A 13860-nucleotide genomic window follows, 5' to 3' on the forward strand; every position below is an offset into this window, starting at 1 on the left:
CCCCCCCTCAGGCGCGGCCCATGACCGGGCCATTCAGATCGGGACCGTTTCCATCAGAAGCGGACTTGGCCTCGTAGCGGTCTATCTGACGCGCCATGTCCGCGATCAACCGCCCACATTCCTGATAGGCATCGGTCAGCCGCTGCAACTGAAGGCGCAGCGCCTCGAGCGGCATTTCGCTGGTTTCCTCGATCGGGCCTGAGCCGAGGCCCGTCATCAGCCACATCGGCGAGACGCCGAGAATGCCGGCGAGATCGACAAGCTTGGAAGGTCGCGGCTCAGCCCGATCGGCTTCCCAGGACAGCAGGCTTTCCTTGCGCACTCCGACGCGATTGGCGACATCGGCGAGCGACAGGCCGATGGCATCACGGGCGGTCGACAGGCGTCCGCCGAGCGTGTCGTCGCTCGCATCGGTCATCCGGGCAAAAATCCTGCGGGCGCTCATCGGCCGTCTCCTCTTGATCGACGTGGCCGGCGGCCACTCCTCTCCGCATCCCTTCCCGGCAGAATAGGTGAGGCTGAGAGATCTCGCCACCGCCACCGCGCCAAGGACGGGTGTGAAACCGTCGCCGCATCCTTGCTGATACGGGCATGCAAAAGCGTGTGAACGCGCAAAAGGACAAAAGGTTCCGCAGGTATCGGCGAATTGTCCGGGGAGCCGCCACCCGGTCCCGGGCCTGCCTTGATCAGCGCTGCCGCATGTGGTTGGTGGTGCAGGCGCCACGCGCCATCCGTCACTTCCCCGATTCTCAAGGTCCCCATGCAGCCGTCATCATCCAATCCCGTTCGTGGCATGGTCCTGATGGCCAATTGCATGCTGATCCTGCCGATCATGGATGCGATCGCGAAATATATGGCGAATGTCGAAGGCATGTCGCCGGGGCAAATCACCTTTTACCGCTTCTTTTTCCAGCTGCTCTCGGTGCTGCCCTTGCTGCTGCTGCTCAACGGGTCCCAGGCGCTCTCTGCCAAACGGCCGTGGATCAACCTCTTGCGGGGCGCAATCCATGGGGCTGCGAGCCTGATGTTTTTCATGGCGGTAAAATACATGCCGCTCGCAGACGTCTTCGCCATCTATTTTGTCGAACCCTTCATCCTGACTGCGCTTTCGGCCGTTTTCCTAAAGGAAAAGGTCGGCTGGCGCCGCTGGCTGGCGATCGCCGTCGGCTTTGGCGGTGCGATGATCGTGATACAGCCGAGCTACCAGGTCTTCGGACTGACGGCGCTGCTGCCGGTCGTCTGCGCCTTTCTTTATGCGCTCTACATGTTTCTCAACCGCGCCATCGGCGAGGCCGATACGCCGATGACCATGCAGACCATGGCCGGCATCGGCGGAACGCTGTTCATGGGCCTCGCCTTGCTGGCGGGCTCGAGCGTCGGCGATCAGGACTTCGTAGTCTCCCTGCCCGGCTCCCCGCTGGCTTGGGGCCTGCTCATCCTGCTCGGCACGATTTCGGGCTACATCCACCTGATCGTCGTTCGCGCCTTTCGGTTGGCTCCGCTCTCGGTGCTGGCACCTTTCCAGTATTTCGAAATCATCGCGGCAGTCGTTCTCGGTTACGCGCTGTTCGGCGAATTTCCGACGCTGTCGAAATGGCTCGGCATTGCGATCATCGTCGGCTCCGGCCTCTTCATCCTGTGGCGCGAGCGCAGGCGCGCAGGAAACAGCGTAGCCGTCGAACCCAGCCCTTGAGAGCAGGTTTCAGCCGCCATTTGCGCGGCATTTGAGCTTTTCTCTACACCGAATTCTAACGGGCGAACACTAGATTGCAGCTTCTTCACGCAGTCGGGGGACCGGAATTTGGCGACGCATCAGGCCGCAGTGTTTCTGCTTGCCATCAATCTCGGCCTGTTATGGCTGCTGATGGCGGCACCGCTCGGGCGGCGGACCCTGAAAGTCAGCCAGAGCCTGCGCGAGCGTGCCGAAGATGTCTGGAACATCACTCGGCCGGCAGGCGATATCACCGTCTGGCACCCGAACGTGATCGCGGTCTCGCCCGTCGATGGCCATCCCGACCTCATCGAATTCGCCTATCGCCACCCTGACCGCCATGGCCGCCCGAGCCGCCGCACCATGGTGGTCGACCGTGCTTCGATGACGGCAAGCGGCAGCTTTGCCTGTGAACTGAGAGTGGTCGCGGACAGCACGCTCGACCAGGCCTTCTGGAACGGCTTTACCGAGCGGCGCACTGTGCAACGCACTGCGACCGGCAGTATGGTGACGGTGGAGCAGACCGATACCTATCGCGGCCTCGCCTTCTATCTCTTCCGCCTGTTTCTGCTGCGGCGCGAGCTCGCGGCGCTGCGGGATCATCTGGAAGGGCGCCGCGGCTCCACGTTGTTTCGTCTCGAACAACCGCTCTGGCAGACGCTGCTGGTCATTCTCTCGACGCTGCTGCTCTGGCCCTTCTTCGGCCTCACCAGGACCGGGCTGATGATGTCGACCTTCCTCACCCTCGTCATCGTTCTGCATGAACTCGGCCATATGGTTGCCTATCGCGCCTTCGGTCATCCGAGCGCCCGGATGATCTTCGTGCCGCTGCTCGGCGGCATAGCAGTGGGCGGCCGCCCGTATAACTCGCTGTTCGAAGTGGCGAGCTGTGCCCTGATGGGGGCCGGCGTTTCGGCTTTTCTGGTGCCGATCCTGGTTGCTGCGCACGAAACGGTTCTCGGATTGCCGCATGCTGCAAGCGCTGAAGGCCCGATTCTGATCTTCCTGGTGATCCTAGGCGCGTTCAATCTCCTGAACCTGCTGCCGACGTTTCGTTTCGATGGCGGTCAGGTGCTCCGCCAGATCTTTCAGAATCAGACAATGCTGGCGCTGGCGAGCTTTGCCGTCACCGGCGTGGTTCTGTGGGCCGGGTGGAGGATCGGCCTTCCGCCGCAGACACTGGTCGTGGGACTTGCGGTTTTCACTTTGCTCAGCCTGATCCGCACGACGGGCGCAAGGCCCCGGGATGAACTGGTGACCATGACCCCGGCTGAAAAGCTCTTGACAGGATTCGGCTATTACGCAGCGCTCGCCATGCATGTCTATGCGGTGATCTATGCCTGCGACAGGCTGTTTGCCTGACCATAAGGGGCATATCAAGCGCTTGACAGCGACCGTGCCGCGCGTTCCAAAAGGCGCATGGATACCAGCACCACGCCCCTCCCCGCCGGCTACCACGACGTAGCCGACACCATGCTCGCGACGATCGTGACCTGCCTTGAAATGACAGCGAGACCCGCTCCACGCGCCAATCCGCCGACGGATGGATTGACGGTCGAGCGCTGGCATTCGCCGTCGCTCGACGACTATCGCGCGCTCTATCGCCGGGTCGGCGAAGACTGGCTCTGGGTCTCGCGCGCAGTCATGGCCGACGATGCTCTGCTGGCGATCATCGAAGACCCCGCAGTCGAGATCTATGCCATGATGCGAGATGGCGAGCGCTTGGGCCTGCTGGAACTCGACTTCCGCGAGGCCGGGCAATGCGAACTGTCCTTCTTCGGGCTTGACCAGAGCCTGATCGGCACTGGCGCAGGGCGCATCCTGATGAATGTCGCGATCGAGAAGGCTTGGGAGAAACCCATTCAGCGATTCTGGGTGCACACCTGCCATCTCGACCACCCGGCCGCCCTTGCCTTCTACCAGCGCTCAGGCTTCAAACCTTACAAGCGCATGGTCGAGATATTCGAAGACCCTCGTCAGACCGGGAAACTGCGGGCGGATGCAGCTCAGCATTTCCCGATCCTGAAGTCTGAATAGACAAGAAAAATCAGACTATTGAGAAAATCCGGATCACCCCTTGAGCCGGACGTCAAAGCCGTGCGAAAGTCCGGCCAACGATTTGTCAGGGAGAAAAACCATGGATGTCCGCGCCGCCGTTGCCGTTCAGGCTGGAAAGCCGCTCGAGATCATGACCGTTCAGCTGGAAGGCCCTCGCGCCGGCGAAGTGTTGATCGAAGTGAAGGCGACAGGCATTTGCCACACGGATGATTTCACCCTTTCGGGCGCCGATCCGGAAGGTCTCTTCCCGGCGATCCTCGGCCATGAGGGTGCGGGTGTGGTCGTCGATGTCGGCCCGGGTGTCACCTCGGTGAAGAAGGGCGACCATGTCATCCCGCTCTACACACCGGAATGCCGCGAATGTTATTCCTGCCTGTCGCGCAAGACCAACCTCTGCACGGCGATCCGCTCGACCCAGGGCCAGGGTTTGATGCCGGATGGCACGAGCCGTTTCTCGATCGGCAAGGACAAGATCCACCACTATATGGGGTGCTCGACTTTCTCGAATTTCACGGTTCTGCCGGAGATCGCGGTTGCCAAGGTCAATCCGGACGCACCCTTCGACAAGATCTGCTATATCGGCTGCGGTGTGACGACCGGCATCGGCGCTGTCATCAACACGGCCAAGGTCGAGATCGGCGCAACCGCTATCGTCTTTGGCCTCGGCGGCATTGGTTTGAACGTCCTGCAGGGCCTCCGCTTGGCCGGTGCCGACATGATCATTGGCGTCGACATCAACCCCGACCGCAAGGAATGGGGCGAAAAGTTCGGCATGACCCACTTCGTCAACCCGAAGGAAATCGGTGACGACATCGTGCCCTATCTCGTCAACATGACGAAGCGGAACGGCGACCTGATCGGCGGCGCGGACTACACCTTCGACTGCACCGGGAATACCAAGGTGATGCGCCAGGCGCTGGAAAGCTCGCATCGCGGCTGGGGCAAGTCTGTGATCATCGGCGTCGCCGGTGCCGGCCAGGAGATCTCGACCCGTCCCTTCCAGCTGGTCACCGGCCGCAACTGGATGGGCACCGCCTTCGGTGGCGCGCGCGGCCGCACCGACGTGCCGAAGATCGTCGACTGGTACATGGAAGGCAAGATCCAGATCGACCCAATGATCACCCACACCATGCCGCTCGAAGACATCAACAAGGGCTTCGACATGATGCACAAGGGTGAATCGATCCGCGGTGTCGTGGTCTATTGATGTCCGTCGCCTATAGCGTAGACGTTCGGCGGATCGACGAGTTCTCCGCCGCCGACCTCTACGACATGCTGAAGCTGCGCGTCGATGTCTTCGTCGTCGAGCAGCACTGCGCCTATCCGGAACTCGACGGCAACGACAAGGACTGCCTGCATCTGCGGCTGCTGCAAGACCGCGAACTCCTGGCTTGCGCAAGGCTCTGGCGTCCGACACCGGCGCATCATCCTCGCATCGGACGCGTCGCGGTCTCGCCCGATCATCGCGGCAAGCGGCTCGGCGAAGCGCTGATGCGCGAGGCGATTTCAGAGGTGGAGAAGCGCCATCCCGGCGAGCCGATCGAGATTTCGGCGCAGAGCCATCTGCAGAAATTCTATGGCTCGCTGGGCTTCGAGGTGATCTCGGAGGAGTACCTGGAGGACGGGATTCCGCATGTGGATATGCTGCGACGAGTATAAACCTTCAGAGCGGCGAAACATGCGCCACAATGTCTGCGGGAACATCATTGCCGGTAAATGCATTTGTGGCTACAATTCTCTTCGAATGGGATGACGACAAGAATGCGATGAATGTCGCAAGCATGGTCTGAGTTTCGATCGGGCCAGCCGGGTCTTTGACGATGTTGTGGTTACCGTTCAAGACGGCCGCCGCGACTATGGCGAGACGCGCTTCAATACGATCGGAACGATTGATGGCATTGTTATCATCGTCGTCACCGATACGGACAGAAATGGTCGGATCCGGCTGATTTCAGCCAGACCAGCCAAACGAAGGGAAAGGGAGCGTTATGCAGAAGCGCTTCGACAAAGAACTCAGCCTTGAGGAACTCGCCAACCTCGACGATGACGCCATCGACACCAGCGACATACCGGAACTCGACGAACATTTCTGGCAGAATGCTGTGATCGTCGAGCCGGAAGGAACGGAGCAGATCACGCTCCGAGTCAAAAAGTCTGTGCTGCAGGTCTTTCGTTCAACAGGCAAGGGCTACCAGACCCGCATGAATGCCGTGCTCGAATCCTATGCTCGCAGCCTCAAGAAGTAATAGCATGCCTGAAATTTATGTCGATGCCGATGCCTGCCCGGTGAAGCCGGAGATCCTGAAGGTTGCCGAGCGACATGATCTGCCGGTGACCTTTGTTGCCAATTCCGGCCTCCGCCCCTCGCGCGATCCGATGGTGAAGAATGTCATCGTGTCAGGCGCCTTTGACGCAGCCGACGATTGGATCGCCGAGCGCTGTGGCGAAGGCGATATCGTTGTGACAGCCGATGTGCCGCTGGCCGGCCGATGCGTTGCCGCCGGCGCGCTGGTTACCGGTCCGACGGGCCGGATCTTCGACACGGCCAATATCGGCATGGCAACGGCGATGCGCGACCTTGGGGCACATCTTCGGGAGACAGGGGAAAGCAAGGGCTACAACGCCGCCTTTTCGCCGCGCGACCGCTCCGCCTTTCTTGAAACGCTTGACAGGCTCTGCCGGCGGATCAAGAAGTAGTCCCCGTTCAACGGCCAGCTGGGCGGCATGACGCTTTGAAAAATCTGATGAATTCCGTTCTCGATCACCGCTATCGCTCCTTCATCGTGGCGGGTGGGATTGCGCTGACCGCCCTGCCCTTCGTCGCGATCTACCAGCCCTCGGTGACGATCGAGCTGCCGGCCATCCTCTTCTTTGCCGTCTATCTGACGCTGTCTTTCCTGCGGCTGAGGCGTCTCACCGCCACCTATCTGAAACAGCGCGCCGATGTGGCGGATGCACCGGCCTTCGTCATTCTCGGTGTCACCACGCTTGCGATCACCGCCGCCGTCGGCGCGCTTTTTCTGGCACTCAACCGGGAGCAGACGGCAGGCTTGCCGGAACTGGCAATGGCTTTTGCGGCCGTCGTTCTGGGCTGGCTGACGATCCACACCATGGCCGCGATGCACTACGCCCATGTCTACTGGCGCCCCTCCCGCACGAAGGAAAACGGCAGGCGCGGCGGGCTGGACTTTCCGGACACGCCCGACCCCTGCGGCCATGACTTTCTCTATTTCTCGCTGGTCATCGGCATGACGGCGCAGACCTCGGATGTGGTGATCAGCTCGACCGCGATGCGCAAGCTTAACCTCGTGCATGCCACCGTCTCCTATTTCTTCAACACCGTGCTGGTGGCCGCCGCCGTCAACGCGGCCGTCTCGCTCGCCGGCTGAACCTCTGCAGACAAGGACCTGATCCCATGAACATCCTCTCCCAGAACACCGCCTTCGGCGGCATGCAGGGCGTCTTCTCGCATGCGTCGGACGTGACCGGCACAGAGATGACCTTTGCCGTTTTCGTACCGCCCCAGGCGATCGCCGAAAAGAGACCGGTGCTCTGGTATCTCTCGGGGCTGACCTGCACCCATGCCAATGTCATGGAAAAGGGCGAGTACCGCCGCATGGCCGCCGAGCTCGGCCTGATCGTCGTCTGCCCGGACACCAGCCCGCGCGGCAATGACGTGCCGGACGAACTCACCAACTGGAAGATGGGCAAGGGTGCCGGCATGTACCTGAATGCCACCGAGGCACCCTGGGCGGAAAATTTCCAGATGTATTCCTATATCACGGAGGAATTGCCGGCGCTGATTGCCGAACAGTTCCGCGCCGACATGAACCGCCAGGGCATATTCGGCCATTCCATGGGCGGTCATGGCGCGATGACGATTGCGCTGAAGAACCCGGACCGTTTCCAGAGTTGCTCGGCCTTCGCGCCGATCGTCAATCCGCTGACTGCCGACTGGACGCAGGATGCCTTCGAGAAATATCTCGGGGCCGACCGGGCAAAGTGGCGTGAATACGACGCCTGTGCTCTGGTCGAGGACGGCGCCCGCTTCCCGGAGTTTTTGATCGACCAGGGCAAGGCCGACAGTTTCCTTGAGACAGGCCTCGCACCGTGGAAGTTCGAGGAGGCGGTTAAGGGCACGGATATCAGCCTGACGCTGCGCATGCATGAGCGCTACGACCATTCCTATTACTTCATCTCGACCTTCATGGACGACCATCTGAAGTGGCATGCGGCGCGGCTCGAAAGCCTCTGAACCATATGGCAGTCGGTCACGCTTCCGATTCCACGGGCCATACAGGTAGCGCGGGATTGCCTGTCCCTCAGCATGCGCCGGGAAGCGTTCAGGCCAATTTCGTTCCGCCAACTTGACCTACCGCCAAAATAGGTAGAACAGTCTACCTAACTGGAGGTGGTTGGATGGGCGCGAGAGAATCTGTACGGACGCGGCTTTTGACGGCAGCAGCGGAACTGTTTTACGCCCAGGGTGTGGGCGCGACGGGGATCGATACGATCACGGCCCGTGCCGGCGTGGCGAAAATGAGCCTTTACAACAACTTCGCCTCGAAAGCGGACCTCGTTCAGGCCTATCTGCAGAACCGGCTCGACGAATGGCAGCAGCAACTGACGGAGGCCCTGGCATCCGCGTCGACGCCGGAAGAACGCGTACTGGCCGTGTTCGATTCCTATGTTGGTTATGCCGGTCTCGCTTACGAATGGGGATTTCGCGGTTGTGGGCTGCTGAATGCTGCAGCGGAGCTTTCCGTCGGCGATCCGGCCCGCGCGATCGTCGCATTCCAGAAACGCAAGGTGGAGCGGCTTTTCAGCGAGGCACTCGAGGAACTCGCTCCGCAAAATCCGGAACGCGTCGAAGATGCGGCGGCACATCTCTCCTTCGTTCTGGAAGGCGCCATGGCACGGGCAGGACTCGACGGCGATGACACCTGCCTGAAGACGGCAAGGCGGATCGCGGTTTCGCTCCTGCGGGACTTGCGAAACGGGCCTGCCGCAGAATGACCGATCATTCCCCGGCGGCCGCGCCCTCCTCACGGCTCGCGGCACTCTTCCTTCTTCTCCTCCTGGAAACAGGCCTCATCATCACCTGGAGCGCCGGCTTCATCGGCGTACGCTTCGCAAGCGATCACGCCCCGATCTTCCTGATCCTCTTGTGGCGCAGTCTCGTATCGGGCCTCTTGCTCCTCCCGCTCGCTCTGACCTGGGGGCCGGGACTGCGCTGGCGCCATGTGATCCCGCAGATGCTCTATGGGGCGCTCGCCATGTCCGGCTATCTCGCAGGCTTTGCGCTGGCGATCGGCTTCGGCGTACCGACCGGGCTGGTGGCGCTCATCACCGACATGCTGCCGCTCGCCGTCGCAGTTCTGTCCTGGCCGATCCTCGGTCAGGCTCTGAACGGGCGGCAATGGCTGGGTTCGCTGATCGGCTTCGCAGGGGTCCTCATCGCTTCGGCCCACTCGCTGACGCTCGGCACGGTTCCCCTCTGGGCCTATGGCCTACCCGTGCTTGGCACCTTGTCTCTCGCGGTGGCAACCCTCTTGCAGAAGCGCAGCCCCACCATCGCCATGCCTGTGCATCAGAGCTTGTGCATTCAATGCCTGTCGGCCGCCGCCATCTTCTCCGTCTTTGCTGGCTACGAAGGCAGCGTCCTTCCGGTGATGAACGCTGGCTTCATCGGCGGCGTCCTCTGGCTGGCGCTGGTCGCAACCCTCGGCTCCTGGACGCTCTATTACATGGCGCTCCGCCGCTCTTCGCCAGCCCGCGTCACCTCGGTCGTCTATCTGAGCCCGCCCGTGACGATGATCTGGGCCTGGCTGATGTTCGGCGAACCGCTCTCGCTTTCCATGGCAATTGGGCTTTTCGTCTCGCTGGCAGGCGTCATCATCGTCGCGCGGGCACAGCCGAAGACGGGTGTCCAAGGCCACGGCTGACGCTCAGTTCCGCCGATAGACGAACCGCTCGAAATCCGCAGCCTTGCCGCGCCCGGTGATGTCGAAGGCGAACATGCCGGCAAAGGCGCCGGTGAAGGATCCATGTTCGCCGAAGCCGCCTTCGTCGGAGACGACCCCGCCGTCGAGGACGGGGCCGATGGCCTCCCATTCGCCCTCGCCTGCCACCCGCCAGAAGAATTGCAGGTCGTTGTCGGTGATCTCCATGGCGAGATCGATCGCGCCATCGGGGATCGATTGGCCCATGCCGATGGGGAAGGTAAGATCACCGGATGGATAGTTGCCGGGGCAGGACAGGATGATCAGCGAACGGCCGAGCTTTTCGTCCGTCGAGATGCCGAGCGCGTGGAACTTGGTGCGGTTGTAGTAATGGGTGAGGCCAGCGACCTGCTGATAGGTCTCGGGCGAAAATTCCAGCCGCGTTTCGGCGCGGAAGCGGTGATGCTCCTGACGGCGGGCGACCAGCGACTGTTCGAACCAGGAGCCGATGCTTTCGCGACCGAAGAGGCGCAAGCGCCCTGCCCGCTTTGTGAGGCTGAAAAGACGCTCCGGCTGCGGTGTGCGCAGCCACTGGAATTCGGAGGGGAAGTCGGGGCTGTCGAAGGTTCTGACGATCTCGACCGGTTCCTCGCGCTTGACGGCACCATTGGGTGCCGGCACCTCGACTGCGGGTACAACGCCGCCCTGTTCGAGATAGAGCCAGCCGTCGTCCTTCCAGACGCATTTTTGCAGGCCCGTTTCGCGGCCGAGCGTGCAGCGACGCTTGGGTGGCATGGGGCGGCCGCAGAGATGGGTGTGATAGACTTGGCCGTCCGGCGTTTCGACATATTGGCCGTGGCCGGCGCGTTGCAGCACGGCTTCCGGGTTGTGCTTCGAGGTGATGAGATGGGTGTTCGGATGCATCTCGTAGGGGCCGTCGATCGCGCGGGAACGCGCCATGGTCACGACATGGTCGTAGCCGGTGCCGCCCTCGGCGGTGGTCAGATAATACCAGCCATCGCGCTTGAAGAGATGCGGACCCTCGACGAGCCCCTGTTTGCTGCCCTCGAAGATGTTCTTGATCGGGCCGGTGAGCTTTTGCGTCTTCGGATCCCATTCCTGCAGCAGGATGCCGTCGAACTTGGCATGGCCGACGGTGTTGCGCGCTTCGGGGCGATGGTTCCACTGCATGTTGAGGAACCACTTGCGGCCATCGTCGTCATGAAAGAGCGAGGGGTCGAAGCCGGAGGAATTGACATAGATTGGGTCCGACCACGGACCTTCGATCGAGGTGGCCGTGACGATGTAGTTATGCGCGTCCTTGAAAGAGCCTTCGAAGCGCTTCACGTCCGTATAGACCAGCCAGAACAGGCCGTCGGCATAGGACAGGCACGGCGCCCAGACGCCGCAGCTGTCGGGATTGCCGCGCATGTCGAGCTGGCTTGCGCGGTTCAGAGGACGGGTGACGAGGTCCCAGTTTACCAGATCGCGCGAGTGATGGATCTGCACGCCCGGATACCATTCGAAGGTGGAGGTGGCGATGTAGTAGTCCTCGCCCACGCGGCAGATCGAGGGATCCGGATTGAAGCCCGGCAGGATGGGGTTGATGATCATGGCGTGTGTTCTCCTGCCTGATGGCTTATTTTACGTGAAGGATGCCCCTCATCCCCCTGCCGGGATCTTCTCCCCGCAGGCGGGGAGAAGGCGGAGACGCTCACCGCTGTGCCCTTCTCCCCGCTTACCGGGAGAAGGTGGCGGCAGCTCAGGCGCAGCTTGCTGCGCCGGGGATGACGGGCAACTCTTCAGCTTTACTTCTTCTTCCGCGGCGGGCCTTTGCGCTCGGCAGAGGCCGCCCAGAGGTTGATGTCGGCGTCCTTGGCGAAGACGTCGATTTCGGCGAGCTCCTCCGCGGTGAAATCGGGCGTTTCGATCGCCTTGACGCAATCCTCCACCTGCGAGGGCTTGGACGCGCCGATCAGCGCCGTGGTGATGTGGCCGCCGCGCAGCACCCAGGACAACGCCATCTGCGCCAGGGTCTGGCCGCGCTTCTCCGCGATGCGGTTCAGACCCCGGATGTTTTCGATGTTGCGCTCGTTGAGGAAATTGGGGTCGAGCGACTTGTCCTGCGCCGCGCGGGTGCCTTCGGGGATACCGTTCAGATATTTCGACGTCAGCATCCCCTGCGCGAGCGGCGAAAACACGATCGAGCCGACACCGAGCTCTTCCAGCGTGTCGATCAGCCCGTCTTCCTCGATCCAGCGATTGATCATCGAATAGCTCGGCTGATGGATGAGAAGCGGCGTACCCAGGCTCTTCAGGATCTCATAGGCTTCGCGGGTGCGCTTCGAATTGTAGGAGGAGATGCCGACATACTGCGCCCTGCCCGAGCGTACGATGTGATCCAGTGCGCCGCAGGTTTCCTCGAGCGGCGTGTCGGGATCGAAGCGGTGCGAATAGAAGATGTCGACATAGTCGAGGCCCATGCGCTTCAAGCTCTGATCGCAGGAGGCAATCAGATACTTGCGGCTGCCCCATTCGCCGTAGGGACCGGGCCACATGTTGTAGCCGGCCTTGGACGAGATGATCAGCTCGTCGCGATAGCCCCGGAAATCGGTCTTGAGGATCTCGCCGAAGGCTTCCTCGGCCGAGCCGGGCGGCGGGCCGTAATTGTTGGCGAGGTCGAAATGGGTGATGCCGAGGTCGAAGGCCTTCTGGCAGATCGCCCGCTTGGTGGCATGCGGCGTGTCCTGGCCAAAATTGTGCCAGAGGCCGAGCGAGATTGCCGGCAGCTTCAGCCCGCTCTTGCCGCAGCGATTATAGGCCATCCGCTCATAGCGGTTTTCGGCGGGGGTATAGGTCATGGATGGTTCTCTCCCAGATGCAGACGCTTCATACTTGCCCCTCATCCCCCTGCCGGGAGCAAGACGCCGGCCACACCGGCCTTCTCCCCGCTTGCGGGGAGAAGGTGGCGGCAGCCGGATGAGGGGCTAAGACACGAACCTTATCTAAGCAGAGCCTGCGCTTCGTCGATACCCAGAGCCGCCGGTTGTGTGCAGGTTGTTGACAGAGTGACAAATTCACCCGTCTCGCCGGACTTCAGGATCGAGACCATCACATCGACACCGTGCAGGGTACGATCGAGCGAGCAGCGGGCATCGCGGCCGTCGAGGATCGCGACCGCCATGTCGGCGAGGCCCGCCGTGCGGTAGTTCGCACGCGGCCCCTGCGGGCTTTCCTGATTGTTGCGGCCGAAGGGATGGTCCCAGGCTTCCAGCGGCTGGATGTCCTTGTTACGACCGGAGGCCTCGACGACACCGCCGAAGAAGTTCGGATCAGGTACGTAGAGGGAACCATCGGTGCCGTAGAGTTCCATATTGGCGTGGCGGTGGCTCCAGACATCCCAGCTGGCCGACAGCGTGATTGTCGCACCGTTCTGGAATTCCAGCAGCGCGTGGATATTGGTCGGCGTCTTGACCGGGATCGTTTCCCCGTTGCGCGGCTGGCTGGTGATCGTGCGAGTATCGTTGGCCATTGAGGTCAGCGCCGCCACGCGCTTCACCGGGCCGATCAGGTTGATCAGATTGGCGATATAGTATGGGCCGAGGTCGAGGATCGGGCCGCCGCCGGGCAGGAAGAAGAAGTCCGGGTTCGGATGCCACATCTCCATCCCCGGGCTCATGACATGGCAGGTGCCGGAGGTGACACGGCCGATTCCGCCCTTGTCGATATAGGCGCGCGCCAGCTGATGCGCACCGCCGAGGAATGTGTCCGGGGCGCAGCCGACCGAGAGGCCCTTCGCCTTGGCAATCGCGCGCAGGTCCTCCCCCTGCTCGAGCGAGAGCACCAGCGGCTTTTCCGAATAGACATGTTTGCCAGCTTCGAGGATGCGCTTGGACACCGGATAATGCGCGTCCGGAATGGTCAGGTTGACGACGATGTCGACCTCGTCATTGGCCAGAAGCTCATCAATGGTCTGGGCCTTCACGCCATATTCGGCGGCCCGGGCTTCCGCTGCCGCCTGATTGATGTCCGCGCAGGCGACGACCTTCAGGCCGCGAAACAGCGGCGCCAGCGAAAAATAGGTGGTGGAGATATTGCCGCATCCGATGATGCCGACGCCGAGTTCGCGTGCCATGGAAATGTCCTGCT

At 61.8% G+C, this 13860-nt stretch carries 16 protein-coding genes; 12 read left to right on the plus strand and 4 right to left on the minus strand.

Annotated elements, in window-relative coordinates; genetic code table 11:
• Nucleotides 1-7: 7 nt before the first annotated feature.
• Nucleotides 8-445 (minus strand): helix-turn-helix domain-containing protein, encoded by a 438-nt coding sequence (locus FJQ55_RS10440; protein WP_140827733.1) that lies wholly within the window; start codon nucleotides 443-445, stop codon nucleotides 8-10.
• Nucleotides 446-760: 315 nt separating this feature from the next.
• Between FJQ55_RS10440 and FJQ55_RS10445 the strand changes: the two genes are divergently transcribed.
• The 12 genes from FJQ55_RS10445 (at nucleotide 761) to FJQ55_RS10500 (ending at nucleotide 9714) form a co-directional block, all read left to right on the plus strand.
• Complete coding sequence (locus FJQ55_RS10445; RefSeq protein WP_140827735.1) at nucleotides 761-1693, plus strand: DMT family transporter; 933 nt, start codon at nucleotides 761-763, stop codon at nucleotides 1691-1693.
• Nucleotides 1694-1801: 108 nt separating this feature from the next.
• Nucleotides 1802-3073, plus strand: a complete 1272-nt coding sequence (locus tag FJQ55_RS10450; RefSeq protein ID WP_140827737.1) for a zinc metalloprotease — start codon at nucleotides 1802-1804, stop codon at nucleotides 3071-3073.
• A 57-nt stretch (nucleotides 3074-3130) separates the two neighbouring features.
• Nucleotides 3131-3748: a GNAT family N-acetyltransferase gene (locus FJQ55_RS10455; protein ID WP_140827738.1), complete on the plus strand. Its 618-nt coding sequence runs from the start codon at nucleotides 3131-3133 to the stop codon at nucleotides 3746-3748.
• A gap of 100 nt (nucleotides 3749-3848) precedes the next feature.
• The gene (locus FJQ55_RS10460) at nucleotides 3849-4976 is read left to right on the plus strand and encodes an S-(hydroxymethyl)glutathione dehydrogenase/class III alcohol dehydrogenase (RefSeq protein ID WP_140827740.1); all 1128 of its coding nucleotides are present in this window, start codon (nucleotides 3849-3851) and stop codon (nucleotides 4974-4976) included.
• The gene (locus tag FJQ55_RS10465) at nucleotides 4973-5428 is read left to right on the plus strand and encodes a GNAT family N-acetyltransferase (RefSeq protein ID WP_140827741.1); all 456 of its coding nucleotides are present in this window, start codon (nucleotides 4973-4975) and stop codon (nucleotides 5426-5428) included. Before FJQ55_RS10460 ends, FJQ55_RS10465 begins: the two co-directional genes overlap by 4 nt.
• 166 nt (nucleotides 5429-5594) lie before the next feature.
• Nucleotides 5595-5792 (plus strand): BrnT family toxin, encoded by a 198-nt coding sequence (locus tag FJQ55_RS23980; protein ID WP_425467514.1) that lies wholly within the window; start codon nucleotides 5595-5597, stop codon nucleotides 5790-5792.
• The gene (locus tag FJQ55_RS10475) at nucleotides 5758-6015 is read left to right on the plus strand and encodes a BrnA antitoxin family protein (RefSeq protein WP_140827742.1); all 258 of its coding nucleotides are present in this window, start codon (nucleotides 5758-5760) and stop codon (nucleotides 6013-6015) included. Before FJQ55_RS23980 ends, FJQ55_RS10475 begins: the two co-directional genes overlap by 35 nt.
• Before the next feature lie 4 nt (nucleotides 6016-6019).
• The gene (locus tag FJQ55_RS10480; protein WP_140827743.1) at nucleotides 6020-6466 is read left to right on the plus strand and encodes a YaiI/YqxD family protein; all 447 of its coding nucleotides are present in this window, start codon (nucleotides 6020-6022) and stop codon (nucleotides 6464-6466) included.
• A gap of 47 nt (nucleotides 6467-6513) precedes the next feature.
• On the plus strand, nucleotides 6514-7158 hold the full coding sequence (locus FJQ55_RS10485) for a DUF1345 domain-containing protein (protein ID WP_140827745.1): 645 nt from the start codon (nucleotides 6514-6516) through the stop codon (nucleotides 7156-7158).
• Between the two features lie 26 nt (nucleotides 7159-7184).
• The gene (fghA, locus tag FJQ55_RS10490; protein ID WP_140827746.1) at nucleotides 7185-8024 is read left to right on the plus strand and encodes an S-formylglutathione hydrolase; all 840 of its coding nucleotides are present in this window, start codon (nucleotides 7185-7187) and stop codon (nucleotides 8022-8024) included.
• Between the two features lie 164 nt (nucleotides 8025-8188).
• Nucleotides 8189-8785: a TetR/AcrR family transcriptional regulator gene (locus tag FJQ55_RS10495; protein WP_140827747.1), complete on the plus strand. Its 597-nt coding sequence runs from the start codon at nucleotides 8189-8191 to the stop codon at nucleotides 8783-8785.
• On the plus strand, nucleotides 8782-9714 hold the full coding sequence (locus tag FJQ55_RS10500; RefSeq protein WP_140827748.1) for a DMT family transporter: 933 nt from the start codon (nucleotides 8782-8784) through the stop codon (nucleotides 9712-9714). The genes FJQ55_RS10495 and FJQ55_RS10500 overlap by 4 nt, the downstream gene beginning before the upstream one ends.
• A 3-nt stretch (nucleotides 9715-9717) precedes the next feature.
• Here FJQ55_RS10500 and FJQ55_RS10505 read toward each other — a convergent pair whose 3' ends face one another.
• From FJQ55_RS10505 to FJQ55_RS10515, 3 genes are all read right to left on the minus strand, one after another.
• A complete protein-coding gene (locus tag FJQ55_RS10505; protein WP_140827749.1) occupies nucleotides 9718-11325 on the minus strand; it encodes a glycoside hydrolase family 43 protein in 1608 nt (535 codons plus the stop codon).
• Between the two features lie 194 nt (nucleotides 11326-11519).
• Nucleotides 11520-12572: an L-glyceraldehyde 3-phosphate reductase gene (mgrA, locus tag FJQ55_RS10510; protein ID WP_140827750.1), complete on the minus strand. Its 1053-nt coding sequence runs from the start codon at nucleotides 12570-12572 to the stop codon at nucleotides 11520-11522.
• Nucleotides 12573-12712: 140 nt separating this feature from the next.
• Nucleotides 12713-13846 carry a Gfo/Idh/MocA family protein gene (locus FJQ55_RS10515; RefSeq protein ID WP_140827752.1) on the minus strand — a complete coding sequence of 378 codons (1134 nt, stop codon included), beginning with the start codon at nucleotides 13844-13846 and terminating at the stop codon, nucleotides 12713-12715.
• Nucleotides 13847-13860 lie beyond the last annotated feature (14 nt).

Source organism: Rhizobium glycinendophyticum (assembly GCF_006443685.1).
GTDB lineage: Bacteria > Pseudomonadota > Alphaproteobacteria > Rhizobiales > Rhizobiaceae > Allorhizobium > Allorhizobium glycinendophyticum.

Excerpts from the sequence above, each read along its gene's own strand:
- FJQ55_RS10440 (WP_140827733.1), bottom strand. The coding sequence starts at position 445 with ATGAGCGCCCGCAGGATTTTTGCCCGGATGACCGATGCGAGCGACGAC.
- FJQ55_RS10445 (WP_140827735.1), top strand. The coding sequence starts at position 761 with ATGCAGCCGTCATCATCCAATCCCGTTCGTGGCATGGTCCTGATGGCC.
- FJQ55_RS10455 (WP_140827738.1), top strand. The coding sequence starts at position 3,131 with ATGGATACCAGCACCACGCCCCTCCCCGCCGGCTACCACGACGTAGCC.
- FJQ55_RS10460 (WP_140827740.1), top strand. The coding sequence starts at position 3,849 with ATGGATGTCCGCGCCGCCGTTGCCGTTCAGGCTGGAAAGCCGCTCGAG.
- FJQ55_RS10475 (WP_140827742.1), top strand. The coding sequence starts at position 5,758 with ATGCAGAAGCGCTTCGACAAAGAACTCAGCCTTGAGGAACTCGCCAAC.
- FJQ55_RS10480 (WP_140827743.1), top strand. The coding sequence starts at position 6,020 with ATGCCTGAAATTTATGTCGATGCCGATGCCTGCCCGGTGAAGCCGGAG.
- FJQ55_RS10485 (WP_140827745.1), top strand. The coding sequence starts at position 6,514 with ATGAATTCCGTTCTCGATCACCGCTATCGCTCCTTCATCGTGGCGGGT.
- fghA (WP_140827746.1), top strand. The coding sequence starts at position 7,185 with ATGAACATCCTCTCCCAGAACACCGCCTTCGGCGGCATGCAGGGCGTC.
- FJQ55_RS10495 (WP_140827747.1), top strand. The coding sequence starts at position 8,189 with ATGGGCGCGAGAGAATCTGTACGGACGCGGCTTTTGACGGCAGCAGCG.
- FJQ55_RS10500 (WP_140827748.1), top strand. The coding sequence starts at position 8,782 with ATGACCGATCATTCCCCGGCGGCCGCGCCCTCCTCACGGCTCGCGGCA.
- FJQ55_RS10505 (WP_140827749.1), bottom strand. The coding sequence starts at position 11,325 with ATGATCATCAACCCCATCCTGCCGGGCTTCAATCCGGATCCCTCGATC.
- mgrA (WP_140827750.1), bottom strand. The coding sequence starts at position 12,572 with ATGACCTATACCCCCGCCGAAAACCGCTATGAGCGGATGGCCTATAAT.
- FJQ55_RS10515 (WP_140827752.1), bottom strand. The coding sequence starts at position 13,846 with ATGGCACGCGAACTCGGCGTCGGCATCATCGGATGCGGCAATATCTCC.